The organism is Flavivirga algicola (genome assembly GCF_012910715.1).
Classification (GTDB): Bacteria; Bacteroidota; Bacteroidia; order Flavobacteriales; family Flavobacteriaceae; genus Flavivirga; species Flavivirga algicola.
The window spans coordinates 417466-444189 of the sequence record NZ_JABBHF010000003.1; the positions used below are offsets into that span (position 1 = coordinate 417466).

The following is a 26724-nucleotide window of genomic DNA, read 5'->3' on the forward strand; positions in this document are numbered from 1 at the left end:
TTTACATTATTACTTACATCGTTCGAAGATACATTCTAAAAAAAATGAAGGACTGGTGTAACCTTTTTATAAATTGAAGGTCTTTATGCCAAACCACAACAAAATAGAATTGAAAAAGCTAACCGACGAAGAATTAATGCTTGATGTATCTCAAGGTAATTTAGATGCTATGGCTCATATTTTTGAACGCTATAATAAGCGGTTGTACAATTTTTATTTTCAAATGGTAAGAGACAAAGCTATCTGTGAAGATTTAACCCAAACTGTGTTTTATAAAGTGATGCGTTACAGAGAATCTTATAAAGGAGGTCAATTTGTATCATGGATTTTTAGGATTGCAAGAAATGAATTTTCAGATTATTACCAGAGCTCCAAAAAGACTTCAAAGAATACTGATATAGAGCTTGTAACCAGCAAAAGTGAAGATAGCTTAATTGAAAAAAATGATAATGAGACACATTTACACGAAGTTTTAAACACATTGAATAAGGATGAAAGGGAATTAATTGTGTTAAATAGATTTCAAGGTCTAAAGTATGATAAAATAGCTGAAATAGTAGGAAGTAGTGAAGGTGCTGTAAAGGTGAAAGTACATCGAATTATAAAAAAATTAAAAACTGTTTATTTTAAAACCATATAATCATGAATTGTAAAGATATAGAACAGGATATACTAGATTTTATTGATGGTGAATTAGCTACAGATAAGGCTGATAAAATTAAGAAACATATAGGTACATGTGCTAATTGCAAGGCGTTTTATGATGAAACAGTTGCGCTTTTTGGAGCATTCAATAAAGAAGAACAACAAGTGCCAAGTGAAAGCCTACGGGAAGGTTTTTATAAGCTTCTTGAGGAAGAAAAACAGCTGTTAAATCCAAAAGTTGTCCAGTTTAATAAACAAGAAAAAGCGTTTCCGTGGAAACGTGCATTTCAAGTGGCAGCTTCTATAATATTTCTATTTATGGGGTATTTTTTAGGAAGCCATAAGACAGGAAAAGATGCAAATAAACAAATAATAGCATTGCAAAAAGAAACGAATGAATTAAAAGAAGGGATGGTTTTGGCAATGATTGAAAACCAGTCCGTAAGTAAACGAATTCAAGCAGTAAACTATACTGAAGGTTTTGAAAAACCAGATGTTAAAATATTAGAAGCTTTAATTGAACGTATGCAATATGATGGAAATATGAATGTGCGGCTGGCTGCAGCAGAAGCGCTGTCAGAATTTCCAGAATCAATCATGGTAAAAGATGCGTTTATTGAAGCTCTAACAACGCAGAAGAGCCCAAGTTTACAAATTGCCATTATTCAATTTTTGGTAAAGATCCAAGAGAAGCGCGCTATCGCTCCAATGAAACAACTATTAGAGCATTCGGACACACCAGATTTTGTAAAGGAGCAGGTAAACGATGGTATTTTGCAAATTATTTAATCAAAAATTAAAATCAAAAAACATGAAACGAACAGGAATTATTATAAATCTAATGGCTTTTTTGAGCTTTGTATTCTCTTATGCACAGGAGGATTATACCAAAAACTTAAATGGAATCTCTAAAGTTTATATAGAAACAGGAACTAAAGTTAAGATAACAGCAGGTTCAAGTAATGTGTTAAAGTTCAATAATATTGGACATAATAAAACAAATAATGAACGTGCTGAAGGATTAAAAGCTGTCTATTCGGGAGGGGCAGACAATACTGGATTTGGATTTTCAATGAGTCAAGAAGGAAGTGTATTACGTGTTAAAGATTTAAAATCGTGGATGCAACGCAAAGATCTTCAAATAGAGCTTCCTAAAACAATAGATATTCATATAGATTGTGGAAATCTAGGTTCTGTAACTTTTGAAGGATTCTCTTCTGAAATTGAAGTTAACAGTACTGTAGGTAATATTACGTTTAATGACGTCACAGGCCCCATTACCGCACATTCAGAAACAGGAACTATTAATGTTGATTTTGTTAATGTTAATCAATCATCACCAATTACAGTCCATAGTTCAACAGGAAGTGTTGATGTGTCCTTACCATCAAATACAAAAGCCGATTTAGAATTACGTTCTACCATGGGAACAGTTTACACTGATTTTGAGTTGAAAACTGATGCTCCAGACGGTATGAAAGTAGTTGGGGCTAATCGCAAAATTGAAAGTAAGCTCAATGGGGGAGGCGTAAACATAGTGCTTAGATCATCAACCGGAAACGTATACCTCAGAAAAAAATAAACAATCAAAAAACGAACAGTAAAATGAAACACCTGATAGTAATGGCACTATTAAGCGTGGTAACGCTTAACGCCCAAAAACAAGTAGAAGTAAAAGAACAAGTCTTTAAAAATCAAGAGGTTTTTATCAACTTTAAGTTCGCTCAAGATATTAAAGTTAAGCATGGAAATACTGATGAAATTATAGTGAAAGCATCAGTAAATATTGATGAAGGTGCAGGCAATGACAAGTACAGTATCAAGAGCGAAAATAATTCAGGACAGTTAAAGTTATATTCAGATTTTGGAGATTATTTTAAAAGTAAAAAACGAAACGTCTATTATTCTAATAAAGATGGAAAAAATGATAATTGTAACTGTTGCAGTACATCAGATATTAATTATGTGGTCATTGTACCCAAAAATGTAAGTCTCAAGATTAAAAGTATATCTGGAAGCGTTTTTATAAATACTTTTGAAGGTGATTTGGTAACTGATTTAATTTCGGGGGATATTACTATCAAAAAATATAGTGGAGAATTACGATTAAAAACAATAAGTGGCGCATTAGATATTATAGTTGATAAGGCAAAGCTTCATGCAAAGTCTGTAACAGGTACTATATATTCTGATATGGATTTTGAAAAAACTAAATTTGGGAAGCACAGCAAGTCATTTAACAACAAGGTTTCAAAACAAATTAATGGAGGAACGCTTCCGTTGGTAATGGAAACCGTTTCAGGGAATATTTACATAAGGAAAGGTTAATATAAAATGAAAATACTAAAGGGCTTTATTTTAATTGTATTCATGTTTTGCAGTGTTACCTGTAATTCAAAAAAAACTCAATTAGGGCAAGTAGAAATACTCTTTCAGGAAGATTCGCTTAAGTTCACAGAATCGCAAAAAATATTTATCAGAGAATTGATAAATAAGTCAGGAGAAGAAGTTCGTAATGTTTTGCCAAATCTTCCAGACAGTATAAAAGTTGTTGTTGAGAGTGTAAATTGGGATTTGGATCGCGTTGGAGGTGTAACAGGAAGAACCGAATGGAATTCGCCTCCAACAATTGCCGTTCAGCTTTCCAACAGTTATCATGGAGGCATTGTTGACTCTCTTGAATTGGGAATTAGAAGTGTCGTGTTTCATGAATTCCATCATTTGGCACGAGGTTGGGCTATATATGATAATAAATTTGGATATGGAATTCCTAATGCTATGGTTAATGAGGGTTTAGCAGTTGTCTTTGCTGAAATACAAACGGGTTATATATGTGATGAAAATTCCTTTACTAATGAGACTGATAGTTGGGTGAAAGAAATTTTAGACCTTCCGCTTGATGCAAGTTATAATAAATGGGTTATGGGAGAACACCCAGATGGTAGAACTTCTATAGGGTATAGGGCAGGAAACTATCTTATTAGAAAAGCTATGAAAAAATCTGGTAAGAGTATTATAGAATTAAGCGCACTAAAACCTAATGAAATAATAAGTTTAGCAGGTTATTAAAGGTTGCTAAACTTTGAAAAAATGATGTGATTGGGTGGGTGTTTAGCAACACCCACCACCATCATAATGATACGTGGATTCTGATATATAAATATCGTCTCTGTTTAGTGCTTGTATGGCACCAGCTGTTTTATCGCAAATAGCCAAAGGTTGGTTTTTTAACAAAACATGACCTGCATTATCATCAAAAAAATCTTCACCACCGTAATAAATAGCCGCTTTTCCTGTAAAGATGCAAGGGCCATCTGCAGGCATTGGATCTTTTATTGCGGCAACTTCAATAGATTCTATATAAATTAGCTCATCTGTTGGATAATGCTTGGAATCTAGTATTCTATATGGCTTTCTTGCCCTAATTTCGATAGTGCCAAAACCAGCATCTGTTAGTGCTTTTACGTATTCTGCAATGGGTAAACTACCACTTAGGCATAAAGCACGTAGTCTTTCATCGTTACGTAATGTATCATTCATTGGTTGTTCGCATGTAGGATCGCTCATTACTAACCTCCCATGAGGTTTTAAAACACGATACATTTCTGCGATAGCTTTTTTTAGATCGTCTGCCTTAAAAATATTAAATAGACAATTTTGAGCAGCCACATCGATACTATTGTCTTCCACGGGAAGATTCATAGCATCTCCTTTTTTAAGGTCAACAAATTCACTTTTAAACCAATTGTTTTGTGCTTCTGCCTCAACAAAATTCTTACGAGAAGCCTCTAACATCTCATCAACAACATCGATACCAACTACGCCTCCTTTTTGACGATTAAAATAGGCAAACTGTAACAGTTCCATGCCCCCACCAACACCAACATATAACATTTTTGGGTTATTGGTTAAATCTCTTGCATGAACAGTACTCCCGCAACCATAGTTCATTTCTTGCATGATTTTTGGGATTTTTAACCCTGGTAATTCCCAAATTGGATTTGTCGTACAGCATAGCCCAACATCTGGTGTCAACGCGGCTTCTTTATATACATCTTGAGTGGTTTCTAAATAATTACTCATAATTATAAGGTCTTAATAAGTTCTTTAAATAAGGTTATCATATTTGGTTCTGCTTTTGCAGCATTTTCAATGATATCCGAAATATTAACAGGTTCTAAGTTATCTGGGTCGCATTCATCTGTTAAAACTGACACAGCCGCTACTTTTAATTTTAAATGATTCGCCACAATAATCTCAGGTACGGTACTCATACCAACAGCATCAGACCCAATAATTTTTAGCATCCGATATTCTGCTCTTGTTTCTAATTGAGGCCCCACTACACTTGCATAAACACCCTTGTGCAATTTTATATGGTTTGCTTTGGCAATGTTTTCAAACTTTGAATTGATTTCGGCATCATAGGGAGCGCTCATGTCTGTAAAACGTTCTCCTAATTCTTCAACACCTTTAAATGCCAAGGGAGAGCTGCCTTGCAAATTAATGTGGTCTTCAATAAGCATTAATTCCCCTTTTTTAAAGTTTAAATTAATGGCACCAGCCGCATTAGAAACCAGTAATGTTTTAATACCCAGTTTTTCCATAATACGAACAGGATAAGTAACATCTTGTAATGTATAGCCTTCATATAAATGAAAACGTCCCTGCATAATGACCACTTTTTTACCAGCAAGCTTACCATAAATTAGTTTTCCTTTGTGAAACTCGACTGTTGCTGTTGGGAAGTTCGGAATATGATTATAACTAACTTCTTTTATAATGTCTATTTCGTTGATAAGTTGCCCTAATCCTGTGCCTAGTATAATGCCAATTTCAGGAGATTCAAAACCTTTTTCTTGTAGGTATTTAGTGGTTTCGTTTATGTATTTAATCATCTTGTGTTTTTTGGAATTAATTTTAAAAAAAATACTATGGTAATGTAATGAATTTATGCGTTATCTATTAAAGTTTTAACCTTTAATTGAAGCGCTTCATTGTGTTGGTAGAATGATGAATTTTCTAAATCTTCAAAAGTATCAATATCGTTTAATGCTTCCAGCAAAGTATAGGATATGTTTTCTCGATCTAATTCTTTAAGCGTTACTTCTAATAAATGAGATTCACTCCAGGGTTTATTACTAAATACGGTATGATGCATTTTTGTCATTCCTATGAGATAATAACCACCATCAATAGCTGGCCCGAAAACGACCTCGTTACTCTTTAGTGCATTTAATCCTTTTTTAATATGTTCTGAATTAATATCGGGTAAATCAGATCCTATAAGTACAATACGCTCATAACCATCTTCAAAGCCTTTAGTAAAGGCGTTTTTCATGCGTTCTCCTAAATTGTCGCCATTTTGTATGGTCTTGTAATCGTTTTTCCATTTTGTTTTAATAACTGTATTAGAAAAATAGATTCGTTTGTCTATGGCTATTTTCTCTGTGGCAAATTCGGTGATTTTTACCAGTTCTTTATAGACTTCAAAAGCACCTTGAATACCAATAGTTTTGGCAAGTCTTGTTTTTACTTTGCCTAGTTTTATATTTTTAACAAAAACGACTATAAGTTCTTTATTCATATACTTTTACTCCTTTTTTTACCCACTTACTCCATGCATTAGAAAAGGCATGAATACTGTCCGTTTCTTTTTCTGACGAATTATAAATAGGTAAATTATTATTTTTCCATTCAAAAATACCACCATATAAGTTTTGTACATGGTTATAACCAGCTTTTTTGAGACTGTCTGCTATGGTTTCAGAGCGTATCCCTAAAGAGCAGTATACAACTATTTTAGTGTTTTTGTCAGGGATTTTTTTCTGAACATTTTCTATTTTAAACGTGTTATACCCAATATGGATGGCATTTTTTAGATGGCTTACTTTGTATTCTGGTAGTTCTCTGGCATCTAAGAGCACAGGTGGTACTGTTTGTTTTTTTAATTGTTTTACATAAATATAGGGTGTACTTTCATCATTGTATTTTTTTAATAATGATTTAAGGTTATTTTGAGAAAATCCCGAAATAGCAAAGCATACAAATATGTAAAAAAGTATTTTGTTCATAAATTAAGCAACTACGCCTTGGCAGCTACTTCCTGCTCCAGCGGTACAGCCATAACAGTGCTGAGAAATAACAATATGACGTCCTTCTAGTAGCGCTTCGTTATACTCAGAAATATGTTTTACTTTGCTGTTTACTGGTAATTCCAGCATTTGATTAAAATCACAATCAAATAAATAGCCGTCCCAGCTAACAGATAGTGTATTGGTGCACATAACATTGCCCACAGCTGCTGGGTTATACGCTTCAACCAAAGAATACATGTAGTCTTCATAGTTTTCGGAAGCAATTAAATAATCTAAAAACCTGCTAATAGGCAAATTTGTAATGGCAAACAGATTATGAAACTGAATATTGAAATCTTCCTTTAATGCTTTTTTAAAATCCTTTTCCATGGATGCTTGATCGCCAGGTAAAAAAGCACCAGATGGGTTGTAGACTAAATCCAATCGAAGGCTGCTGTCTGGCATGCCGTAACCTATAGCATTTAGTTCTTGTAATGCCTTTATAGATTTGTCAAAAACACCATCTCCGCGCTGTTTATCTGTTTTTCCACGAGTCCAGTGTGGCATGGATGATACCACATGTACATTATGTTTTTTAAAGAATTCTGGTAGATCGTAATATTTTTTATTGGCTCTTATTATAGTGAGGTTTGAGCGTACTATGAAATCCTTAATACCAGCTTTGGCAGCTTCTTCCACAAACCATCTGAAGTTGGGATTCATTTCTGGTGCACCTCCAGTTAGATCTAGGGTGTGCGCACCTGTGGTTTTAATGACATCCAAACACTGCTGCATCGTTTCTCTGGTCATGATTTCCTTACGGTCTGGACCAGCGTCAACATGACAATGTTCGCAAACCTGATTACACATATAACCAACATTTATTTGAAGAATTTCTAACTTTTTAGCTTTTAAGGGAAATTGATTTGTTTCAGAAATTTTACTCTTAAACGTTGGTAATTCGCCATTTTGAAATATACCATTTGATAAAATTTCAAGCTGCCTGTTGCTATTAGCTAAATCACTTTCGCGTTTATGTAGGGATTTTGTTGCCATTAAATTGTTCTAAATTTTTATTAGGTCGACTGCGCTCAGAGTAAATGATTCACTCAATTTTGATGTTTCAAAATTGGTTTGCCGTTCACATTTCTAATTTATTCACTTTGTTCATCATCTGTACACCATGAACTAATGTAGCACCACTTTTTATAGCGGCTCCAACATGAAGTGCTTCCATCATTTCTTCTTTAGTAATACCACGTTGTAAGCCATCTTTTGTATAGGCATCTATACAGTAGGGGCATTGCTCTGTATGCGAAACAGCCAAGGCTATCAAGGATTTTTCCCGAGCCGTAAGCGCTCCTTCTTCAAAAACTTTTCCGTAGTATTCAAAAAATTTATCTCCTAATTCTTGATTCCATTCACTTATTTTTCCGAATTTTTTTAGGTCAGCAGGGTCGTAATATGTCTTTTGCATAAAATTTAATTTTTACTAAAGATAAAAATCTATTGAAATTATGTCGAAAAATTTAAAAATACTTAACAAAAATATTCAACTATTAATTTGACTAAATTAATAGTTGAATAATAGGAAATGACTTGCTTTACGATAAGAAAAATATAAGGTGTTGGTAGTCAGTGGTTTTTTTGGATAAAAATAATTTATTCCCTTATCAAACTTCTTGAAATTACAATTTTTTGAATTTCTGAAGTCCCTTCATATATCTGTGTGATTTTTGCATCCCGCATAAGACGTTCCACATGATATTCTTTTACAAAACCATTGCCTCCATGTATTTGTACAGCTTCAACAGTATGCTCCATCGCTACTTTAGAGGCATAAAGTTTAGCCACAGCGCTAGACTTGTCATAATTATTTCCTTGGTCCTTATCCCAGGCAGCTTTCATAACTAAGTGGCGAGCTGCTTCAATTTCGGTATACATATCGGCCAATTTAAAAGCAATGGCTTGATGGTTGCAGATCTCAGTACCAAAAGCTTTCCGTTCTTTGGAGTATTTTAAGGCCAATTCATAAGCGCCCGATGCAATTCCTAAAGCTTGCGAAGCAATACCGATGCGCCCTCCAGATAAGGTTTTCATAGCGAACCTAAATCCAGAGCCATTAGCGCCTATTCTGTTTTTTTTAGGAACTTTTACATCATTAAATTGTAGTGTATGTGTATCGCTTCCGCGAATGCCTAATTTATCTTCTTTTGGTCCAATGTGAAAACCTTCTGTTCCTTTTTCAACAATAAAAGCGTTGATGCCATGGGAACCTTTATCTTTGTCAGTTTGCGCTATTACTAAATACACATCTGCTCGCCCTCCATTAGTAATCCAGTTTTTCGTACCATTAATGAGGTAATGGTCGCCTTTATCAATAGCGGTGGTTTTTTGTGAAGTGGCATCACTACCAGCTTCAGGTTCGCTTAAGCAAAAAGCACCGAGAAATTCACCTGTTGCTAATTTCGTTAAATATTTTTGTTTTTGTTCTTCAGAACCATAAGCTTCCAATCCATAACAAACCAACGAATTATTTACAGAAACCATCACTGAGGCCGAGGCATCAATTTTTGATAGCTCTTCCATAATAAGAACATAAGAGATGGCGTCCATGCCACTACCACCGTATTTAGGATCTACCATGATGCCCATAAACCCTAATTCGCCCATTTTTTTTACTAACTCATCGGGAAACTCTTGTTTGTTATCGCGTTCAATAACACCAGGAAGTAATTCGGTTTGTGCAAAATCGCGAGCAGCATCGCGTATCATAATATGTTCTTCAGAAAGATTAAAATCCATAATTCTTCGATTTACTGTTGATTTGATAAAAAATATGTACAAATATAGCTTTTTAGTATCATATTTTTAATAAGTATTGTTATTTTTACACAATATGATAAAAAATAAGTATAAGGTTGTTGGTGTGATGTCAGGAACATCATTGGATGGTGTTGATGTTATTTACGTAGAGTTTGCATTAGATAATATATGGCATTTTAAAATAATACATTCTGAGACTGTTAGTTATAATTCGAGTTGGGAAAAAACACTTCGCAATTTAGTTGCCTATAATATTGCTGAATTACAACTTATAGATAATGATTATACAAATTACTTATCAAGTATTATAAAAGACTTCATCAATAAAAATAATATACAAACCATTGATGTTATTTGTTCACATGGACATACGGCTTTGCATCGGCCCGATAATGGAATAACTTATCAGATAGGAAATATGCCAACGATGGCAGCATCACTTAATGAAGCCGTGGTTTGTGATTTTAGGGTTCAAGATGTTGAACTTGGAGGACAAGGGGCGCCGTTGGTTCCAATAGGTGATAAACTATTGTTTTCTGAATACGATTTTTGTTTGAATCTGGGTGGATTTGCCAATATTTCCACTGAGTTGAATCATGAAAGAATAGCATATGATGTTTGTCCAGTCAATATAGTTTTAAATCACTATGTTAAACTCATTGGATTTGATTATGATGATGGGGGTAAAATAGCTGCAACAGGTAATTTGAATAATGAATTGCTCGATAAATTAAACAGTCTTGTGTTTTATGAAGAGGATTATCCAAAATCTTTAGGATTAGAATGGGTCAATGAAAATATTTTTCCCTTAATTGATACTTTTCAATTGGAAACTAAAGATATTCTAAAGACTTTTGTTGAGCATATAGCTATCCAAATAGCCAAGGAAATAAATAAAAAAAAGCAAGGTTCTGTGCTGGTTACAGGAGGGGGTGCTTACAATAATTATTTAATAACTCGGCTTAATGAGTATTCAGAACATAGAATAATAATACCTTCAAATACGGTTGTGGAATTTAAAGAGGCACTGATCTTCGGGCTTTTAGGTGTACTTAAACTAAGAGGCGAAATTAATTGCTTGCAAAGTGTTACTGGAGCTACAAAAGACCATAGTTCTGGTAAAATATATCTACCTTAAAAATAATAAAAAATTTATCCTAAAGGATTTTAGTTTTTTATCTTTGTTACCATAATAATTTAAATCATTTTCTTCATGACTCAGCTTTAGCTACGCTTAATGTAACTTTTGGATTAAATTAAATGTAAGCTATATAGTGAATCAACTTAAAAATAGAAATGAAAGAATTATTAAAAAAATACGAAAATAAAGATCCTGAAATTGTTTTTAATTGGAAAGATCCGGAAACATATGCCGAAGGCTGGACTGTTATAAATTCATTACGTGGAGGAGCCGCTGGAGGTGGAACACGTATGAGAAATGGATTAGATATGAATGAAGTTTTGTCTTTAGCTAAAACCATGGAGATTAAATTCACAGTTTCGGGACCAGCCATTGGAGGTGCAAAGTCGGGAATAAACTTCGACCCCAAAGATTCTAGAAAAAAAGGTGTGTTAGAGCGCTGGTATGCTGCTGTGTCCCCATTGCTAAAAAGCTATTATGGTACAGGAGGCGATTTAAATGTAGATGAAACACATGAAGTGATTCCGATTACGGAAGAAAGTGGTGTTTGGCATCCTCAGGAAGGCGTTTTTAACGGACATTTTAAGCCAACCGAAGCAGATAAGATAAATAGAATAGGGCAGTTGAGGCATGGCGTTATTAAAGTGATAGAAAGTCCTTATTATTCCCCAGATATATCAAGAAAGTATACCGTAGCAGATATGATTACTGGTTTTGGCGTTGCCGAAGCTGTTAAACAGTACTATAATATTTATGGTGGCTCTGTTAAAGGAAAGCGAGCCGTGATTCAGGGTTTTGGAAACGTAGGTGCAGCTGCAGCTTTCTATTTATCACAAATGGGGGCTAAGATTGTTGGGATTATAGATATTTCTGGAGGCTTGATTAATGAAGAGGGTTTTACTTTTGAAGAAATTACAAATCTCTTTCTTGCGAAAAATGGGAATACCTTAGTTAGCGATAATTTAATTCCGTTCGATGAGGCTAATGAAAAGATTTGGACCATAGAAACAGAGATTTTTGCACCTTGTGCAGCATCACGTTTAATTACACTTCATCAAATAGATCAAATGATTGATAGTAGTTTAGAAGTTATTTCTTGCGGAGCCAATGTGCCTTTTGCGGATAAGGAAATTTTCTTCGGACCTATTATGGAACACACAGACTATAGAGTGAGTTTAATCCCGGATTTTATTTCAAATTGTGGAATGGCCCGTGTATTTGCCTATTTTATGGAGAGAAAGGTGCAAATGACAGACGAGGCGATATTTAATGACACATCAAATACAATTAAAAAGGCACTGGAAAAAGTGTATAATAGAAATCAATTAAAAACAGAGATAAGTGCTACTGCTTATGAAATAGCACTCAACCAATTAATATAATATTTTTTTATGGAAGCAACAATTATTTTAGTATTCGTAATGGGCTATTTAGCCATTACCCTAGAGCATAGTATTAAAATTGATAAACTTATTCCAGCATTGGTCATGATGGCTATTTGTTGGGCATTAATCGCATTAGGTTTAGAAAGCTTCCCACAATGGTTTGATTCTTCAAAACATGCTTTGTTAGATGGTTTTGGGGCATTTTCGTTAGATGAAAAGACACATCTTATGGAAGAAACCTTATTGCACCATTTAGGAAAAACATCCGAAATATTAGTGTTTCTTTTAGGCGCTATGACTATTGTTGAAATTATTGACTACTTTGATGGATTCTCCACGATTAAAGGTTTTATAAAGACGAAGAAGAAGACTAAGATTTTATGGATATTCTCCATTCTGGCATTTATTCTTTCGGCTATTATAGATAACTTAACAGCAACGATTGTACTTATTTCGATACTTCAAAAAATTGTAAAAGATAGAGATGTACGTATTTGGTTTGCAGGCTTGATTATTATTGCTGCTAATGCTGGAGGTGCTTGGTCGCCTATTGGAGATGTAACAACAACTATGTTATGGATTGGTAAAAAAGTAACAACAGGACATTTAATTGGCTATTTGTTTGTGCCTTCACTTTTGTGTATGGCTGTGCCGTCGTTAATAGCCTCTTTTTTACCAGCCTTTAAAGGGGATTTAGAAGTTGAAGAGGTTCAGGAAAAAAAGAAATCAAAATTTAGTGGTACCATGCTTTATCTTGGATTGGGAGCTATCGTATTTGTACCAATTTTCAAAATGATAACACATTTGCCTCCTTATGTAGGTATGATGCTTTCATTAGGTGTAGTCGCTATTTTTGCCGAAATTTATAGTAGCTCTAAATTTAGCATGACAGAGTTTGATGCAGAAGAGAGTGATGCACATGCACACCATAGCCCAGTGCACTATTCATTATCAAAGATAGAATTGCCTAGTATCTTATTCTTTTTAGGTATATTGATGGCTGTAGCAGCTTTAGAATCTTTAGGTATTTTGTTTGGATTTGCGTCATCATTACAGGAAACGATGCCTCAAATGGGAACCGAATTACATTCTGGAGGTGTGTCAGATTTAGTTGTGTTATTGTTAGGTGTAGGATCTGCAGTTATAGATAATGTACCTTTGGTAGCTGCCAGTTTGGGGATGTTTTCTGAACCATTAGATCATGAATTATGGCATTTTATAGCTTTTTCTGCTGGAACTGGTGGTAGTATGTTGGTTATAGGATCTGCAGCTGGTGTTGTAGCTATGGGAATGGAAAAGATAGATTTTTTCTGGTACCTAAAAAAGATTTCTTGGTTAGCTTTAGTTGGTTTTCTTGTAGGATCTGCGGCATTTATGGTAACCAGAACTATGTTTTAAATAGAAAATATTCCTCGAATTTATTGAGGGTTTAAATATCAAATTGCTATACTCACGAAATCGAAAATTTACGAATTATACTGAAATAGAAATTATTAAGTAAAGCGAAAATCTAGTCAAAAGAATTTTTGCTATACTTTAATGGAAAAAGAAACGTTATACATTTGCAATAAATTTAAAATTATATGCTTTATACACTATTACTAAACACGCAAGAGGGAGCGGAATTAATTACAGATGAAGAATCAGTTGAAAAAACGCTTTCAATTATAGAATTAATAAGTAGCGGAGGTGCTGCAGGGCAAGTTATTATAGCTGTACTTTTTTTATTACTTGTTGGAGCCATTTATATTTACTTTGAACGCATTTTTGCTATCAAAGCTGCTTCAAAAGTAGATTCAAATTTTATGAATCAAATTAAAGACCATGTAAGTAATGGGAAAATTGATTCAGCCCAAATGTTGTGCGCTCAAGTAAATTCCCCAGTTTCTAGATTAATTGGCAAAGGGATTTCAAGAATTGGAAAACCGCTTGCCGATATTAATACAGCTATTGAGAATGCAGGACGTTTAGAGATTTACGGTTTAGAAAAGAATGTTAGTATTTTGGCAACCATTTCTGGTGCAGGCCCTATGATTGGATTTCTTGGAACAGTTATTGGTATGATATTAGCAATATTTGAACTGGCCAATGCGGGAGGTACTATACAGATGGATGTTTTGGCAAGTGGACTTTATACTGCTATGACAACAACTGTTGCAGGGTTAATTGTTGGTATCGTTGCTTATATTGCGTATAACCATTTAGTGGTAAAGACCGATAAAGTTGTATATCAAATGGAAGCAAATTCTTTAGAGTTCTTGGATCATTTAAACGAACCTACGTAATATGAACTTTAGAGGAAGAAATAAAGTAACGCCAGAATTCAATATGTCTTCAATGACAGATATTGTATTCCTGCTTCTCATATTTTTTATGATTGCTTCAACGCTTGTAACAACTAATGCTATTGATATAGTATTGCCAAAAGCAAGTGGGAAAACCGAGAATAAAAAGTCTGTGGCTGTAAGTATAAAAAAAGATTTAACCTACTATATAGATCAAAAACGTGTTGGAGAAAGTGTATTGGAGAATGAGTTATTAGCAGCTTTGTCTTCGAAAGAAAAACCAACTATTGTTTTAAGAGCAGAAAAGTCGGTTCCTGTGGAGAATGTGGTTAAGGTTATGGATATAGCTAATAGAAATAAATTTAAAGTCATACTTGCGGTTAAACCTAAATAAGTTTAATAATGGGGAAATACTTCAAAACCAAACATGAAAAAGATTCGGCAAAATTAACAACATTAATTGCTGTTATTTTGCTGCTGTTATTGTTTGTGGTTGGAACACCTTATATGGATCCTCCAGAAGAGTATGGCGTTGCTGTAAATTTTGGGAATTCAAATTTTGGAAAAGGTAAAGTCCAACCTTTAAAGCCTGTCAAGTCTGAACCCAGAGAAGTAGAAGAACCACCCCAACCTGATGTTTCTAAAACAGAACCTACAAAAGCTTCGGAAACAAAGGAAGAAGTATTAACACAGGAAAATGCAGAATCTATAGCTATAAAAAAACAAAAGGAGGCTGAAGCTAAAGCGAAAGCTATTGCAGATGCCAAGGCTAAAGCCGAAGCAGATAGAATTGCTAAAGAGAAACGGGAACGTGAAGAAAAAAAGAAAAAGTTAGATGCTTTAATAGGTGGTGTAAGTAAGTCTGAAGGAAGTGAAACTGGTAGTGAAGGTAACGACAATAGAGCAGGAGATAAAGGGCAATTAGATGGTAATCCTTATGCGCCAAGTTATTTTGGAGGTAAAGGAACTGGCAGTGGTGGCGTTGGCTACGGATTAAACGGCAGAGGTACGGCATCATATAAGAAGTTAAAACAAGACTGTAATGAATCTGGACTTGTTATAGTCAAAATTGTTGTAAACAGAAGCGGAAATGTTATAGAAGCGGTTCCAGGTGTAAAAGGAACCACCAATACAGCACGATGTTTATTGGAGCCAGCAAAAAAAATAGCATTATCCCACAAGTGGCGAGCAGACTCTAAAGCGCCCGCAAAACAAATAGGTTTTGTAAAAGTAAACTTCAAATTAGGGCAATAACATATGACGTATCAAGATACAATTAATTGGATGTTTTCTCAACTGCCAATGTATCAGCGACAAGGAAAAGTTGCATTTAAAAAAGATTTATCCAATACCCTAATATTAGCAGACTATCTAAATAATCCCGAGAGAAACTTTAAATCCATACATGTCGCTGGAACCAATGGTAAAGGTTCCACAAGTCATATGTTGGCATCTGTTTTACAAGAAGCAGGGTATAGAGTTGGATTGTACACATCACCACATTTAAAAGATTTTAGAGAACGTATTAAAATAAACGGTCATGTTATAAGTAAACAATATGTAACAGGTTTCATAAAGCGAAATAAAGTATTCTTAGAAGTTAATGCTTTATCGTTTTTTGAAATGACTGTAGGTATGGCTTTTGAATATTTTTCAAGAGAGAAAGTTGACATAGCTGTTATAGAAGTTGGTTTGGGTGGTCGCTTAGATTCAACAAATATTATTATTCCAGAAGTTTCAGTAATAACCAATATTGGGTTGGACCATACTCAGTTTTTAGGAGAAACATTGGAAGCTATTGCTTTTGAAAAGGGAGGTATTATAAAGCGAAATACGCCAGTTGTAATTGGAGAAACCCAAGAAGAGACGGTTTCGGTTTTTAAAGATTTAGCACATAGAAATAATTCCAAGATCGTATTTGCGGACCAAGAGGTGACTAAGGTATTTGAATCTGATTTATTAGGAAGCTACCAATCTAAAAATATTAAAACAGTTATTCAGGCAATAAAAAAATTAAAGGTTAAAGGGTTTGAGGTCTCTGAACAACATTTAAAAACGGGGCTGCTCAATACAGTTAATAATACAGGATTATTAGGAAGGTGGCAAGTAATAAACGAGGCTCCTAAAGTAGTTTGCGATACGGGGCATAACAGGGAAGGGTTGAGTTATGTTATGGGCCAAATTCAAACGCATAAAGAGAATTATAAGCATTTACATATTGTTCTAGGTGTTGTTAATGATAAAGATTTAAGTGCTATTGTCGATTTATTTCCTAAAAATGCTACTTATTATTTTTGTAAGCCTAATATCCCAAGAGGTTTAAATGCAAACACATTAAAGCGCATTTTTTCCGAGCATAGACTTTTGGGAGACGTTTACAATTCTGCTAAAGAGGCGTATATGAGTGCTTTAAAAAAATCAGATCTAAATGATTTTATCTTTATAGGAGGAAGCACATTTGTGGTTGCAGAAATAATTTAAAATTTTATTAAAAAAGTTTTTGCAATATTAAAAACTCCATTATATTTGCAGTCCAATTTAGAGGGCGCGTAGCTCAGTTGGTTCAGAGCACTTGGTTTACACCCAAGGGGTCAGGGGTTCGAATCCCTTCGCGCCCACAAAATCCTAAAGCAAATGCTTTAGGATTTTTTTGTTTATACTGGTAAAGTTTATGCTGGATCAAGGAGGATCAGGGATCAGGAAGGATCAATCCCAAAAGTTGTGTTTAAGCAAAAATTTGTGTTAACCTGAAAAGGAGGAATTTATATTTTAAACTCTAATTATTTTCTACTTCTCCGTAATGAAACTTATAGGGACCATTTTTTTTGAATCCTAACTTTTCATAAAATTTTGCAGCACTAGTGTTTTCATTGGCAACAAGCCAAACTTTAGTTTTTCCTTTATTGCCAATATGTTTTAAGAGCGATTTTGCAATTCCTTTTTTTCTGTGTTCAGGGTCTACAAAGAGTTCTTGAATATAAACTAACGTATCCGAATGCCAAGGATATGAATAAGCAAACACCCCTCCAATTACCTTCCCTTCATGAATTGCCATAAAGCATCTTTCCGGTTCTATATTATAAAATCGTGTTAGATAATTGCATGCATCTTGTTTGTTCCAGTTTTCTTGATATTCTGGTGCAGCATAAACTTTTGCTAATAAACTGGCACACGCTTCTAAGTTATTTTCTTGACAGTTTGTAATCTTCATAATTCCTTTTTTCCATAATTACATATTTAATTCCGCCCTTGTCAAAGTAAGAATTGGTCTCTTTTAATCCAAATCTTTTGTAAAATGCACTTTTATTTACTCGGGCATTACACCATACTTTTTTATATTCGTTTTTTTCAGCATATTCTAGGATATAATTCAACAGAATTGTTCCATATCCTTGTCCTTGAAATGTGTTTAAGGTTGCAAATTTTCTAAACTGAATGTTGCTATTTTCTTCAAATAAGGATATAACAGAAATAATTTTGTCCTGAATAAATAACCCGAAGTGTAAACCTTGAATATCGTTTTCCAGTTTTACATAATCGATGGGTTTATTGGGCCACATTGCTTGGTATCTTATTGATAAAGTTTTTTGGGAATCAATTTTTATAATTTTATAACCCTTATTTTTCATTATGCACATTGTAGGTAACAGTTTTTACTTCGTCTGTATAGTGTAAAAGTCATAAGTAGCTTTTGCAATATCCGCTATAATTTTATCATTCGTTTTATTATTTTCATGCGAATTCGTTATAAAAACACTAATGTAAAAGTACTTCCCATCTGGTAAGAAGACAATTCCAATATTATTTACAGCACCCATGATTCCAGTTTCCTTATTTGTACCAGAAGACCCAGATTTATGGGCGACAATAACCTCTTCAGGGAGCTGCCCTCTAATTCTGCCTAATGCAGTTGTTGTTTCTTTATTCGTTTTCCAAAAAAAATCGTAATTGCTTTTTGAAAGTAAGTTGTTTTTATTCTCAAAAAATGTTTTCATGGTTTGGTTTGCAGCATTTGGGGTTGTCCAATTTTGGAACATATTTTCCCACTGTTCCTGCATCCCTTTTTCATCAAAAGTAATTTGTATATCTTCTATGCCACTCTTTTTTATGTATTCCTCAACCGTTTTAGGAGTTCCGATAAGTCGTATTAAAACATCACAGGCTGTATTATCGCTATGAGAAAGGTTGTATTGAATTAATTTCTCAATTGTAAAGTTGCCTCCATTAGGGTTTTCATCTCTAAGTGGACTCCAAAAGCCTTTCCAAAGGTCATCTTTATCTATCTTTACTATTTGGTCTAACGATAAAGTGCCCTTGTCAACCTCTGACAATACTGCTAACGCAATATGAAACTTAAACACACTTTGCATAGGAAATTGTTTATCTGCGTTTATTGAAAGCGTATCTTTTCCATTATTTCCGATTATTGAAACACCAACTACCGCATTTTTGCCTGATATGATTTGTTCTATTTTATTTCGAAGTGAATCAGTCTTGGTATTTGGAGTTTTACAACTTATTAAAAAAAATAATAGTAAAGTTGTCAATTGAAATAGTCTATTCATTTTTCTTTTTAACTGTTTAAGTTTTGTTTTCAAAAATTATCACCAATATAATGATAAGCCTAAAAATAAGAAGTATTTAATTGAAGAAGACTTTTTAGTTTTTGATAGACTTTTATTGATACTATTTTTTATCAGTAGGTTTTACATAGATGTGTTGCTTCCACTGAAGCACCTTATAGGGTTTGCGGTTTCTATTTTAACAGTAAGTTGCAAATCGAATATTTTACTTAAGCCAGGATTTATATATTGAGGCGTATTTAAAAAAACATCATCAATTATATCTACCGAATCTTTTATATTCTGAATTGATAGTCTATGGTTTTCTAGTTTCATTTTTATACTCATCAGGATTAATATTTACTTAATTGTAATATCTATTTCGCTATATAAATTAAACTTCCACCAAGAATGGAGATTACTACTCCAATTATCTTTGATTTATTTAGTTTTTCATTTAGTAATTTATAACCAAAGAAAACACCAATAACAATGCTTAATTGCCTAAGTCCACCAACATAACTGGCTTTACTCATAGTTAATGCAGTGAGCACTAATATGTAGGTAAAGCTATTAAAAAAACCAACCTGTATTATTTTGGTTTTATTCTTAGTCCACTCATTGACTAAGTTGCTTTTTGAAAATTTGAAATAAATGAAACTATTGTAAAAGCAAGCTATTAAAAAGGTATAGGAGTAGAAATATAAAAATGGTTGCATTTTCGTAATGGATATTTTATCCCACAATGTATACCCCGCAACGGTAAGAGCAGCTAATAGCGCATAGATGCTTCCTTTATTACTGATGCTCTTTAAAACCGTAAGAAAGCCCCTTTTGTCAAAGGAATCTAAATGCATTATAAATGTTCCTAAAATAATAAGTATGATAGCTGCTACGCCAGTTGTGTTTATGGTTTCTCCAATTATAAAATAAGCTAAAACAGGCAGAAATATGATACTAGACCTAGAAACGGGATATACTAATGAAAGCTCCCCATATTTGTACGCACTTGATAAAAAATAATAGTTCAAAAAAGTAATTATAGAAGCTATCAATATCAGCCACAAAAAGTCAATTTTAAAATCTGTTGAAGAGAAAAAATACATTGCTGGTATTGCAAAAATTACTATTTCGGCTAGTTTACTAAATGCAGTAAAGACATGTTTGTTTTCTGAGCTTTTTATTAGATAATTCCAATATGCATGAGTGAAAATTGAAATCAATACGAGAAGAAAAGGGGTTGTTGCCATATTTTTTAGAGATTCCAGTTAGATAATTCATATTTATCGTGGTTTAGCAATAGGCTTATTTGTTTTTTAATTTCTGCAATATCCTGTAGATTTAATGGTTCAAAATTATCATAAAAACCAGTGTCTCTAAATGGAAATTCGCACGCTTCTCCATATTTGTGATACTTGGCACTTTTGGCTCTTCCGTAGAGGTGCACATGTAAAAAAGGGCCTTCAGGTTTAAAAACGCCCCAATTTCCATTGTCTTGATAGTTAATTCTGCCCACATCTATTCCTTGGTTATTCAATCCAATAGACATAGCTTCTCCAATAAGCATTGTTAGACGCATTAATTCTATGGCTAGTATAGGTGTCAATAATGTCCTATTGTCAAGTCGAATTTTTGGAGATATTTCAATATGTCCTCCATCTTTTCTAGTAACTAGGGGAAATTTGACCGCTGTTACATTGAAGTTTTTAGTTTCATAAATTAATAATTCCATAATACTATTTTATTATTTGTAAAATACGTAACTTATTGTTTTTTAGTATAATAAAAGCGTTAGGTAGTCATGTGAATAAGTATATCCCAGATGAGTTTTGCGTTCATATGAAGGCTCTTGCGCCTATTATTTATTTTATCTTTTACATCGTATAAATAATTGTTATTCAAATACACACCGTTATTAATTATTCCTGTAATACTCGTGGTATTTTTAATGTCTGAAATAGGATTTTTGGATAAAATAACTAGGTCCGCTATCTTATTTTCTGAAACACTACCGTATAGATGTTCTAAATTATAATAGATAGCGGGATTTAATGTTGCAGTACGTAAAACTTCATAGTTTGTTAAACCCGCTTTTGATAGTTCTTGCAGTTCCTCATGAAGTGTTGAACCAGGTAATTCTGGTACATCTGACCCAGCTAATAGCTTGACTCCATGTTTAGAAGCTTGGCCTGTGATTTCGAGCCCTTTGAGATAAAAATCTTTATATATTTTTCTTCCGTAAGAGGTGGTGTCTTCGTAAATAACACCATCTAAATCTTCAAAAGAAAACATTCTAAGAATAGAGTTGATGTGGTCATACCTTTTTCTAAAAGCCTCATTATCTGCATAGGCATCTGCTTTTCTTGTTAGGTGTGTGGGGCAATACCAGGTATTGTTTTTCACAAAAGTGTCAAACATATTATAGAGCATAGTGCTATCATGTTGTTGTAGCATAGTAGCTCTAAGCTGGGTACAATCTTCTCCTTTAGGGTTATCACTTTGCCTTAATAGGGCAGCACCTTTAAAACTATCCCAAATAAAAAAACGAGCATGTTCCAGTGTTTTCATACCTGCATTCGAAGCATCAATAGTGCTCACTCTAACGGGTTTATGACCAGAAACTTCAATACCTAATTTTTTGGCCTCCTTCATTAATGTGAAAAAAGCATCTTTTGAGATATTGTTATACACTTTAATGAGTGTGACACCTTTATCATTAAAGAATTGTACTAATTTTTTAGCATCTTTTGGAGTTGCACAATTAAAGAAATCAGGACAATTTTTAAACATAGGGCTAGAACCTTCTACAGGGAAACTTGCAAAGCCGTGTGTTCTGGGACCAATGATTTCTTGCTTAATAACTTGATTGTTCCATTTTTCAATACGTTCTTGAGAACCAGCAAAAGGGCTTCTTTCATTATAGGCACCCATTAAGTCTCTAACATGAGTTACACCATAACGTAAATACTCAGGATAATCTACATGTGGTGCTTGTTTAAAAAGATGTGCGTGCATATCCCAGAGACCGCTCATTACAAATTTATTGGTGCCATCTATAATTTTTGTATCACTTTCAGCAAATTCAAAAGCGTTATCGGAAATTTTTGAAACCCTATCTTCTTTAATTAAAATATGCTTGTTTTTAAGAATGGTGTCTTTAGTGACATCAACAATATTGATGTTCTTTATGATCATGTCTTTTCCATTTTGTGGAGGTGGTTTAATTGCCGAAAATGGGTAAATAACGAAGCCAACAAATAGTAAGAGTACTAAAAGGATGAAGTAACCAGCGTATTTTAATGTTTTTTTGATTGACATATTGAGTTATTGATAAACGCGTTTATTTATGTGTTGCTCTTTTTGAATGAAGAAGGTGTCATACCTTCAAATTTTTTAAAAGCGCTGTTAAAAGAAGATAAACTGCTAAAACCAGCATCGAATGCTATTGCCGAAATAGTATGATGTTCTCTATCTTCTTGTAAAAGAATTTTTTTAGCTTCCTGAATTCTATGATAGTTTATAAAATCATTAAAGTTTTGTTTTGCGTATTGGTTAATGACTTCGGAAGTTTTTTGGGTACTCTTACCAACTAGTTTACTTATGCTAGAAAGCGATATGTTAGAATCTATATACATTTTGTTACCTGCCACAAGCTTAGATATTTGATTAAATAAGGCTATATCATCGTTCTTTTTAAATACATTTCCATTTATGTCTGTTATTTTTAATTGAAATGCTTTAAAGCTTAAAAAATAAATAACTACTGAATACATAATTGGGCCTATGATATAGGGAACACTATCTTCTATAATATTTAAGACATAGGATATCCAAATAAGCACAAAACCAATGATGAGCATGTTTAACCAATGAAGGATCGTTTTTTGAGATTTTGTCTGTAATGCTTTAGGGTAAAGTCTATTAGTTTTTCTAACCAATTTGCTTGTCATATAAATATAAAAAGCCAAATGGAGATAGGTGAAAATTAGAACGCTGGCAAAAACAATAATTACATTGTTATCATTGGTGTCAAACCATTTTTTAGAAACAAAAAAACTAGCTAAGAACAATAAACAAAAAGGGATTAATTCTATATAATAATAGCTAGATAGTTTAAATTTAGCTTGAGTCATTCCTAAAACATACCATTTTAAAAGCGGCCCTATTAACAATAAAAAGGTAAGGCCTGCAAAAATAAAAATAGGCTCTAAATTGTCTCCAAAATTGAGCATTACAGACTTGCCTATTCTAAAAGCCATAAACACAAGAATGAGTGCTAACAAGTAATTAGATAAGTGCTTTTTCTTTTTGAAACAGCTTAGATATATTGCGAAAGCTATTCCGTGTAAAAGACCTGCACTACTGATTACAATGAGAAGTATATCGGTAAAATTCAAAGATGTCTTTTTTCAAATTTAGTTATATTTTCTTTATTTAGATTCGCACTTTTTTGCAAAGGAAACTAAACCAATAATGTTATAAAAATCAGATAGTTTACCATTCATGGCAGCAATAATGCTATGTTTTGCCAATAATACTCTATCTACAGGCTTTTGCTCCTTTATCAATAATGACTCAATCGCTTCTTTAGCTTTCTTTTTGCCTTGACTTTTGTAAATAGATAGAATATTTACGCCATTTTCTTCTGCAGTAATCTTTCTGTTTTTGGGCTTGTAACCTAATTGCTTAATCATGCTTTCAGCCAAACTCCAGGTAGACCATGGGTTTTGACCTGTAATCAGGTTGCCAGAACGACTTATATTATCTAAATACATAAAACCTTCGTTAAAGTTAGCACCTTGCTCAATGAGCTTATCTTGTAAAAGAAATGGGAATATAGATTGTGCTTCTGGTATTAAAAGCAGTTCTTCTTTATTTGTGAAACCACTTATGTTTTTGTTTTCAATAAGTGGGCGTCCGTTATCTAAAACCACGTTTACAAGGGCAGAAGGGCCATGACAAACTGCTCCAATAACTTTATTAGACTGATAATAGTTTTTTACTAAAGATTGAATGGCTTTATTATCTGGAAAATCGAACATGGTTCCTTTTCCTCCAGCAAAAAATACAGCTTCGTAATTTTCTAAAACAACATTTTCTATTGGTATGGTATGACTTGTTTTATATTGTGCAATGGAGTCATTAAGAAAAGCATAGTCGAATGCACCCATATCATCACCATCTAAAACTACTGGAGGTTTGCCACCTTTAGGACTTGCTACATCTACTTCAAAACCATTGGCCTTAAACACATAATAAGCGCGTGAAAGTTCTGTTAGTTCGTAGCCAGTACTTTTGCCAGTATTTCCCATAGTATTCTCACTTGTAACAACAGCTAATATTTTACCCCTATGTGGGATGATATTCTTCGATATGTAAGATAAATCTTTAACATAGGTAGATTGTACCGTAACATCTTTAGGCGGAAGTAAACTTTTAAACCAAAGCGCAAATGAAAGGGTGATCACTATTAATGCGAGAATAAATAGTGATACCCATTTAAGAATTCGATATTTTTTAAACATGGTATTTCATTTTATATTTTTGACGAAATAAAATGAAATACCCCATAAAACCTGTCGAAATGATAATTCCGTCAGTATAAAATGTTATGCAAAATCAAAAATTGATTTAAATGACTTTTGGTCTAATATAGCTTTAGTGCTTTCTTCAAATTCATGATACATTTTCTTAAACAGAAAATCACCCATACTAATCCGTTTTACACCCAGTTTATCCAATGTGTCAAAATCTGGAAGGTTGGGCATACACATCACATTGATTGGCAAATGTGTGCAATTCACAATGTTTTTTATATCCTTTTCTTTTTCAATACATGGGATAAAAATTCCATTGGCGCCTACATTTTGATATAACTCTATTCTCTTTTTTGTTGCTTCAATTACATTTTCTTGAAGTAGGATGAACGTATCTATTCGCACATTTATAAAAATTGCACTATTTTCTTTTTTTAGGATAGCGTTTACACCCATTAGAGTTTCCGCAAATTCATTGGCGTTTAATAAAGTGCGTTTTTCGTTAACCACACTATCTTCAATATTAATCCCAACAACGCCTAATGCTTCTAATCTTAAAATGTGATTGGCAATTTCTATTGGATAACGGCTATACCCTGATTCCAAATCTACAGACAGGGGTAAGTTAGTGTTTGAAAGAATTTGCTTTACCACATATTCCAATTCAGAAAACTTCATGTCTTCTCCGTCGTTATACCCTAAAGACATTGCAATGGCCGAACTAGAAGTTGCAATAGCTTGAAGATTTAGTTTTTCTGCTGTTTTTGCACTAGGTACGTCCCATACGTTTGCAATTAATAAAGGGGTATCTTGATGATGTAAATTTTTAAATTCCATTTTATTCTAAAGCTATATTTTCATGAATTCTCGAAGGGGTTATTCCAAGAATTTCAGGTGTAACTATATTTTCTTTTACAAAAGGGTCTGTTTGTATAAACTCCTGAAGGTTTTCAAAAGATGTATTGTAGGCTAATATAGTGCCTCCCGAATGGTTGACTAAAGAACCTGTTAATAAGAAAATCTTATCGTTGAATCCTTTATCGATCCACTGTAAATGGGCTTTCATAAATTGGGGAGCCATCTTTTTATTTTCTGAAAATCTTAAGATTACTATATATAAATTGCTTTTTGTCATCATTTACTGTTTAGTTTAAATTCAAAAAAGGATAGTCTGTATAACCACGTTCATCTCCGCCATAAAATGTCTCATGGTCTGGTTCGTTTAATGTTGCATCTAAAGAAAAGCGCTCTGGTAAATCTGGGTTGGCAATAAACAACCTTCCGTAGGCTACCATATCTGCTTTACCATTTTCAAGAATACCATTACCAGATTCTTTTGAAAAACCTCCGTTCACTATTAAATTTCCGTTGTAAAATTTTCCATAATATTCGGCAACATTGGCAACCATTTCTGGATACTCATCAATGGGCATCATAGGATTCATTAAATGAAGGTACCCCAGGTTGTAGCCATTCAACTTTTCAATGATGTATTGATAAGTTTGTTTTGAATTTGAATCCCCTACCGAATTGAATACGCCTGAGGGAGATAGTCTTACCCCAATGTTTTCAGGAGACCATATAGTAGAAACAGCATTTATTATTTCAAATAAAAATCGAGACCTGTTTTCTATTGAGCCGCCATATTTATCTGTACGGGTATTGCTCACATCATCAATAAATTGATTTATTAAATATCCGTTGGCAGCGTGTATTTCAATACCGTCAAAACCAGCTTCTTTGGCATTTTTAGCGGCTACCTTAAAATCATTGATGATTTGTGATATTTCATTGTTTTCTAATGTTTTTGGTTCTACATAATCCTTGTAACCTTCATAGGTATATACTTGCCCTTGGGGTGTAATACTTGAAGGAGCTACTGGCTGTTTCCCTTCTAGAAAGTCAGGATGAGATATCCTACCAACATGAAAAAGCTGATTAAAAATGACACTTTCTTTTTTATGCACTTCACTGATTAATGTTTTCCAGCCAGCTACTTGAGCCTCGGTATAAATACCAGGCGCATAAATATAACCTACTCCATTTTCTGACACTGCAGTGGATTCTGTTATTATCATTCCTGCACTTGCTCTTTGTGAATAATATGTTATGTTAAGCTGAGAAGGAATACGATCTTTTGTTGAACGATTTCGGGTTAAAGGCGCCATAATCACTCTGTTTTTTAAAGTCAGATTTCCTAGTTTAAATTCATTTAATAATTTCATTTTTGTATAATTTTATACAGCAAAAGTATATTATACCATGC

Annotated in this window: 31 protein-coding genes and 1 tRNA gene; 13 read left to right on the forward strand and 19 right to left on the reverse strand. The window is 33.5% G+C overall.

The genetic code is table 11. The features are described from left to right. Positions 1–85 precede the first annotated feature (85 nt). From HHX25_RS07230 to HHX25_RS07250, 5 genes are read left to right on the forward strand one after another with little or no spacing between them, the layout of a single operon-like run. Positions 86–640 carry an RNA polymerase sigma factor gene (locus HHX25_RS07230; protein ID WP_169671641.1) on the forward strand — a complete coding sequence of 185 codons (555 nt, stop codon included), beginning with the start codon at positions 86–88 and terminating at the stop codon, positions 638–640. 2 nt (positions 641–642) lie between these two features. Then, positions 643–1434: a HEAT repeat domain-containing protein gene (locus tag HHX25_RS07235; RefSeq protein ID WP_169671643.1), complete on the forward strand. Its 792-nt coding sequence runs from the start codon at positions 643–645 to the stop codon at positions 1432–1434. 22 nt (positions 1435–1456) lie between these two features. Next, on the forward strand, positions 1457–2227 hold the full coding sequence (locus HHX25_RS07240; protein ID WP_169671645.1) for a DUF4097 family beta strand repeat-containing protein: 771 nt from the start codon (positions 1457–1459) through the stop codon (positions 2225–2227). A gap of 23 nt (positions 2228–2250) precedes the next feature. After that, complete coding sequence (locus tag HHX25_RS07245) at positions 2251–2973, forward strand: DUF4097 family beta strand repeat-containing protein (protein WP_169671647.1); 723 nt, start codon at positions 2251–2253, stop codon at positions 2971–2973. A gap of 6 nt (positions 2974–2979) precedes the next feature. Further along, positions 2980–3714, forward strand: coding sequence for a DUF2268 domain-containing putative Zn-dependent protease (locus HHX25_RS07250; protein WP_169671649.1), 735 nt, complete (start codon positions 2980–2982; stop codon positions 3712–3714). Positions 3715–3756: 42 nt separating this feature from the next. Here the strand turns inward: HHX25_RS07250 and arsM are convergent, their stop codons facing one another. The 7 genes from arsM to HHX25_RS07285 all read right to left on the reverse strand — a co-directional run bounded on the left by arsM (position 3757) and on the right by HHX25_RS07285 (position 9527). After that, positions 3757–4728 carry an arsenosugar biosynthesis arsenite methyltransferase ArsM gene (arsM, locus tag HHX25_RS07255; protein WP_169671651.1) on the reverse strand — a complete coding sequence of 324 codons (972 nt, stop codon included), beginning with the start codon at positions 4726–4728 and terminating at the stop codon, positions 3757–3759. A gap of 2 nt (positions 4729–4730) precedes the next feature. After that, the gene (locus HHX25_RS07260; RefSeq protein WP_169671653.1) at positions 4731–5543 is read right to left on the reverse strand and encodes a purine-nucleoside phosphorylase; all 813 of its coding nucleotides are present in this window, start codon (positions 5541–5543) and stop codon (positions 4731–4733) included. Between the two features lie 53 nt (positions 5544–5596). After that, complete coding sequence (locus HHX25_RS07265) at positions 5597–6232, reverse strand: TIGR04282 family arsenosugar biosynthesis glycosyltransferase (RefSeq protein ID WP_169671656.1); 636 nt, start codon at positions 6230–6232, stop codon at positions 5597–5599. After that, positions 6225–6719, reverse strand: coding sequence for a rhodanese-like domain-containing protein (locus HHX25_RS07270; protein WP_169671657.1), 495 nt, complete (start codon positions 6717–6719; stop codon positions 6225–6227). Before HHX25_RS07270 ends, HHX25_RS07265 begins: the two co-directional genes overlap by 8 nt. A 3-nt stretch (positions 6720–6722) precedes the next feature. Continuing rightward, positions 6723–7778 (reverse strand): arsenosugar biosynthesis radical SAM (seleno)protein ArsS, encoded by a 1056-nt coding sequence (arsS, locus tag HHX25_RS07275; protein ID WP_169671659.1) that lies wholly within the window; start codon positions 7776–7778, stop codon positions 6723–6725. A gap of 85 nt (positions 7779–7863) precedes the next feature. Continuing rightward, a complete protein-coding gene (locus HHX25_RS07280; protein WP_169671662.1) occupies positions 7864–8199 on the reverse strand; it encodes an arsenosugar biosynthesis-associated peroxidase-like protein in 336 nt (111 codons plus the stop codon). 185 nt (positions 8200–8384) lie between these two features. Next, the gene (locus tag HHX25_RS07285) at positions 8385–9527 is read right to left on the reverse strand and encodes an acyl-CoA dehydrogenase (RefSeq protein WP_169671664.1); all 1143 of its coding nucleotides are present in this window, start codon (positions 9525–9527) and stop codon (positions 8385–8387) included. A gap of 94 nt (positions 9528–9621) precedes the next feature. Between HHX25_RS07285 and HHX25_RS07290 the strand changes: the two genes are divergently transcribed. The 8 genes from HHX25_RS07290 (at position 9622) to HHX25_RS07325 (ending at position 16977) form a co-directional block, all read left to right on the forward strand. Further along, positions 9622–10686 (forward strand): anhydro-N-acetylmuramic acid kinase, encoded by a 1065-nt coding sequence (locus HHX25_RS07290; protein WP_169671666.1) that lies wholly within the window; start codon positions 9622–9624, stop codon positions 10684–10686. A 158-nt stretch (positions 10687–10844) separates the two neighbouring features. Further along, positions 10845–12071, forward strand: coding sequence for a Glu/Leu/Phe/Val dehydrogenase dimerization domain-containing protein (locus HHX25_RS07295; RefSeq protein ID WP_169671667.1), 1227 nt, complete (start codon positions 10845–10847; stop codon positions 12069–12071). Between the two features lie 9 nt (positions 12072–12080). Then, a complete protein-coding gene (gene nhaD, locus HHX25_RS07300) occupies positions 12081–13472 on the forward strand; it encodes a sodium:proton antiporter NhaD (protein ID WP_169671669.1) in 1392 nt (463 codons plus the stop codon). 185 nt (positions 13473–13657) lie between these two features. After that, the gene (locus HHX25_RS07305) at positions 13658–14359 is read left to right on the forward strand and encodes a MotA/TolQ/ExbB proton channel family protein (protein ID WP_169671671.1); all 702 of its coding nucleotides are present in this window, start codon (positions 13658–13660) and stop codon (positions 14357–14359) included. A 1-nt stretch (position 14360) separates the two neighbouring features. Continuing rightward, entirely contained in the window at positions 14361–14753 is a 393-nt protein-coding gene (locus tag HHX25_RS07310; RefSeq protein WP_135875322.1) for an ExbD/TolR family protein, read from the forward strand. A gap of 8 nt (positions 14754–14761) precedes the next feature. Beyond that, positions 14762–15613: an energy transducer TonB gene (locus HHX25_RS07315; protein ID WP_169671672.1), complete on the forward strand. Its 852-nt coding sequence runs from the start codon at positions 14762–14764 to the stop codon at positions 15611–15613. Positions 15614–15616: 3 nt separating this feature from the next. Next, the gene (locus HHX25_RS07320) at positions 15617–16840 is read left to right on the forward strand and encodes a bifunctional folylpolyglutamate synthase/dihydrofolate synthase (protein WP_169671674.1); all 1224 of its coding nucleotides are present in this window, start codon (positions 15617–15619) and stop codon (positions 16838–16840) included. 62 nt (positions 16841–16902) lie between these two features. Beyond that, a tRNA-Val gene (locus tag HHX25_RS07325) sits at positions 16903–16977 on the forward strand. A gap of 158 nt (positions 16978–17135) precedes the next feature. Here the strand turns inward: HHX25_RS07325 and HHX25_RS07330 are convergent. The 12 genes from HHX25_RS07330 to HHX25_RS07385 all read right to left on the reverse strand — a co-directional run bounded on the left by HHX25_RS07330 (position 17136) and on the right by HHX25_RS07385 (position 26683). Continuing rightward, entirely contained in the window at positions 17136–17570 is a 435-nt protein-coding gene (locus tag HHX25_RS07330; protein WP_169671676.1) for a GNAT family N-acetyltransferase, read from the reverse strand. Continuing rightward, positions 17542–17988, reverse strand: a complete 447-nt coding sequence (locus HHX25_RS07335; protein ID WP_169671678.1) for a GNAT family N-acetyltransferase — start codon at positions 17986–17988, stop codon at positions 17542–17544. The genes HHX25_RS07330 and HHX25_RS07335 overlap by 29 nt, the downstream gene beginning before the upstream one ends. 24 nt (positions 17989–18012) lie before the next feature. Then, the gene (bla, locus tag HHX25_RS07340) at positions 18013–18924 is read right to left on the reverse strand and encodes a class A beta-lactamase, subclass A2 (RefSeq protein ID WP_169671680.1); all 912 of its coding nucleotides are present in this window, start codon (positions 18922–18924) and stop codon (positions 18013–18015) included. Between the two features lie 141 nt (positions 18925–19065). Further along, positions 19066–19257, reverse strand: a complete 192-nt coding sequence (locus HHX25_RS07345; protein WP_205958010.1) for a hypothetical protein — start codon at positions 19255–19257, stop codon at positions 19066–19068. A 41-nt stretch (positions 19258–19298) separates the two neighbouring features. Next, a complete protein-coding gene (locus tag HHX25_RS07350; RefSeq protein ID WP_169671682.1) occupies positions 19299–20171 on the reverse strand; it encodes an EamA family transporter in 873 nt (290 codons plus the stop codon). Between the two features lie 5 nt (positions 20172–20176). Then, entirely contained in the window at positions 20177–20653 is a 477-nt protein-coding gene (locus HHX25_RS07355; RefSeq protein ID WP_169671684.1) for a hypothetical protein, read from the reverse strand. Positions 20654–20712: 59 nt separating this feature from the next. Further along, positions 20713–22239, reverse strand: a complete 1527-nt coding sequence (locus tag HHX25_RS07360; RefSeq protein ID WP_169671686.1) for an amidohydrolase family protein — start codon at positions 22237–22239, stop codon at positions 20713–20715. 26 nt (positions 22240–22265) lie between these two features. Further along, positions 22266–23318 (reverse strand): helix-turn-helix domain-containing protein, encoded by a 1053-nt coding sequence (locus HHX25_RS07365; protein WP_169671687.1) that lies wholly within the window; start codon positions 23316–23318, stop codon positions 22266–22268. Positions 23319–23351: 33 nt separating this feature from the next. After that, the gene (locus tag HHX25_RS07370) at positions 23352–24446 is read right to left on the reverse strand and encodes a type 1 glutamine amidotransferase domain-containing protein (protein ID WP_169671689.1); all 1095 of its coding nucleotides are present in this window, start codon (positions 24444–24446) and stop codon (positions 23352–23354) included. A gap of 84 nt (positions 24447–24530) precedes the next feature. Next, a complete protein-coding gene (locus HHX25_RS07375) occupies positions 24531–25295 on the reverse strand; it encodes an isocitrate lyase/PEP mutase family protein (RefSeq protein ID WP_169671691.1) in 765 nt (254 codons plus the stop codon). Between the two features lies 1 nt (position 25296). Then, positions 25297–25596 carry a YciI family protein gene (locus HHX25_RS07380; protein WP_205958011.1) on the reverse strand — a complete coding sequence of 100 codons (300 nt, stop codon included), beginning with the start codon at positions 25594–25596 and terminating at the stop codon, positions 25297–25299. A gap of 7 nt (positions 25597–25603) precedes the next feature. Then, on the reverse strand, positions 25604–26683 hold the full coding sequence (locus HHX25_RS07385; RefSeq protein WP_169671693.1) for an alkene reductase: 1080 nt from the start codon (positions 26681–26683) through the stop codon (positions 25604–25606). Positions 26684–26724: the final 41 nt, after the last annotated feature.

What these genes read in the sequence shown, in the direction of transcription:
- HHX25_RS07230 (WP_169671641.1), top strand. Translation starts at nt 86, where the DNA reads ATGCCAAACCACAACAAAATAGAATTGAAAAAGCTAACCGACGAAGAA.
- HHX25_RS07235 (WP_169671643.1), top strand. Translation starts at nt 643, where the DNA reads ATGAATTGTAAAGATATAGAACAGGATATACTAGATTTTATTGATGGT.
- HHX25_RS07240 (WP_169671645.1), top strand. Translation starts at nt 1,457, where the DNA reads ATGAAACGAACAGGAATTATTATAAATCTAATGGCTTTTTTGAGCTTT.
- HHX25_RS07245 (WP_169671647.1), top strand. Translation starts at nt 2,251, where the DNA reads ATGAAACACCTGATAGTAATGGCACTATTAAGCGTGGTAACGCTTAAC.
- HHX25_RS07250 (WP_169671649.1), top strand. Translation starts at nt 2,980, where the DNA reads ATGAAAATACTAAAGGGCTTTATTTTAATTGTATTCATGTTTTGCAGT.
- arsM (WP_169671651.1), bottom strand. Translation starts at nt 4,728, where the DNA reads ATGAGTAATTATTTAGAAACCACTCAAGATGTATATAAAGAAGCCGCG.
- HHX25_RS07260 (WP_169671653.1), bottom strand. Translation starts at nt 5,543, where the DNA reads ATGATTAAATACATAAACGAAACCACTAAATACCTACAAGAAAAAGGT.
- HHX25_RS07265 (WP_169671656.1), bottom strand. Translation starts at nt 6,232, where the DNA reads ATGAATAAAGAACTTATAGTCGTTTTTGTTAAAAATATAAAACTAGGC.
- HHX25_RS07270 (WP_169671657.1), bottom strand. Translation starts at nt 6,719, where the DNA reads ATGAACAAAATACTTTTTTACATATTTGTATGCTTTGCTATTTCGGGA.
- arsS (WP_169671659.1), bottom strand. Translation starts at nt 7,778, where the DNA reads ATGGCAACAAAATCCCTACATAAACGCGAAAGTGATTTAGCTAATAGC.
- HHX25_RS07280 (WP_169671662.1), bottom strand. Translation starts at nt 8,199, where the DNA reads ATGCAAAAGACATATTACGACCCTGCTGACCTAAAAAAATTCGGAAAA.
- HHX25_RS07285 (WP_169671664.1), bottom strand. Translation starts at nt 9,527, where the DNA reads ATGGATTTTAATCTTTCTGAAGAACATATTATGATACGCGATGCTGCT.
- HHX25_RS07290 (WP_169671666.1), top strand. Translation starts at nt 9,622, where the DNA reads ATGATAAAAAATAAGTATAAGGTTGTTGGTGTGATGTCAGGAACATCA.
- HHX25_RS07295 (WP_169671667.1), top strand. Translation starts at nt 10,845, where the DNA reads ATGAAAGAATTATTAAAAAAATACGAAAATAAAGATCCTGAAATTGTT.
- nhaD (WP_169671669.1), top strand. Translation starts at nt 12,081, where the DNA reads ATGGAAGCAACAATTATTTTAGTATTCGTAATGGGCTATTTAGCCATT.
- HHX25_RS07305 (WP_169671671.1), top strand. Translation starts at nt 13,658, where the DNA reads ATGCTTTATACACTATTACTAAACACGCAAGAGGGAGCGGAATTAATT.
- HHX25_RS07310 (WP_135875322.1), top strand. Translation starts at nt 14,361, where the DNA reads ATGAACTTTAGAGGAAGAAATAAAGTAACGCCAGAATTCAATATGTCT.
- HHX25_RS07315 (WP_169671672.1), top strand. Translation starts at nt 14,762, where the DNA reads ATGGGGAAATACTTCAAAACCAAACATGAAAAAGATTCGGCAAAATTA.
- HHX25_RS07320 (WP_169671674.1), top strand. Translation starts at nt 15,617, where the DNA reads ATGACGTATCAAGATACAATTAATTGGATGTTTTCTCAACTGCCAATG.
- HHX25_RS07330 (WP_169671676.1), bottom strand. Translation starts at nt 17,570, where the DNA reads ATGAAGATTACAAACTGTCAAGAAAATAACTTAGAAGCGTGTGCCAGT.
- HHX25_RS07335 (WP_169671678.1), bottom strand. Translation starts at nt 17,988, where the DNA reads ATGAAAAATAAGGGTTATAAAATTATAAAAATTGATTCCCAAAAAACT.
- bla (WP_169671680.1), bottom strand. Translation starts at nt 18,924, where the DNA reads ATGAATAGACTATTTCAATTGACAACTTTACTATTATTTTTTTTAATA.
- HHX25_RS07345 (WP_205958010.1), bottom strand. Translation starts at nt 19,257, where the DNA reads ATGAAACTAGAAAACCATAGACTATCAATTCAGAATATAAAAGATTCG.
- HHX25_RS07350 (WP_169671682.1), bottom strand. Translation starts at nt 20,171, where the DNA reads ATGGCAACAACCCCTTTTCTTCTCGTATTGATTTCAATTTTCACTCAT.
- HHX25_RS07355 (WP_169671684.1), bottom strand. Translation starts at nt 20,653, where the DNA reads ATGGAATTATTAATTTATGAAACTAAAAACTTCAATGTAACAGCGGTC.
- HHX25_RS07360 (WP_169671686.1), bottom strand. Translation starts at nt 22,239, where the DNA reads ATGTCAATCAAAAAAACATTAAAATACGCTGGTTACTTCATCCTTTTA.
- HHX25_RS07370 (WP_169671689.1), bottom strand. Translation starts at nt 24,446, where the DNA reads ATGTTTAAAAAATATCGAATTCTTAAATGGGTATCACTATTTATTCTC.
- HHX25_RS07375 (WP_169671691.1), bottom strand. Translation starts at nt 25,295, where the DNA reads ATGGAATTTAAAAATTTACATCATCAAGATACCCCTTTATTAATTGCA.
- HHX25_RS07380 (WP_205958011.1), bottom strand. Translation starts at nt 25,596, where the DNA reads ATGATGACAAAAAGCAATTTATATATAGTAATCTTAAGATTTTCAGAA.
- HHX25_RS07385 (WP_169671693.1), bottom strand. Translation starts at nt 26,683, where the DNA reads ATGAAATTATTAAATGAATTTAAACTAGGAAATCTGACTTTAAAAAAC.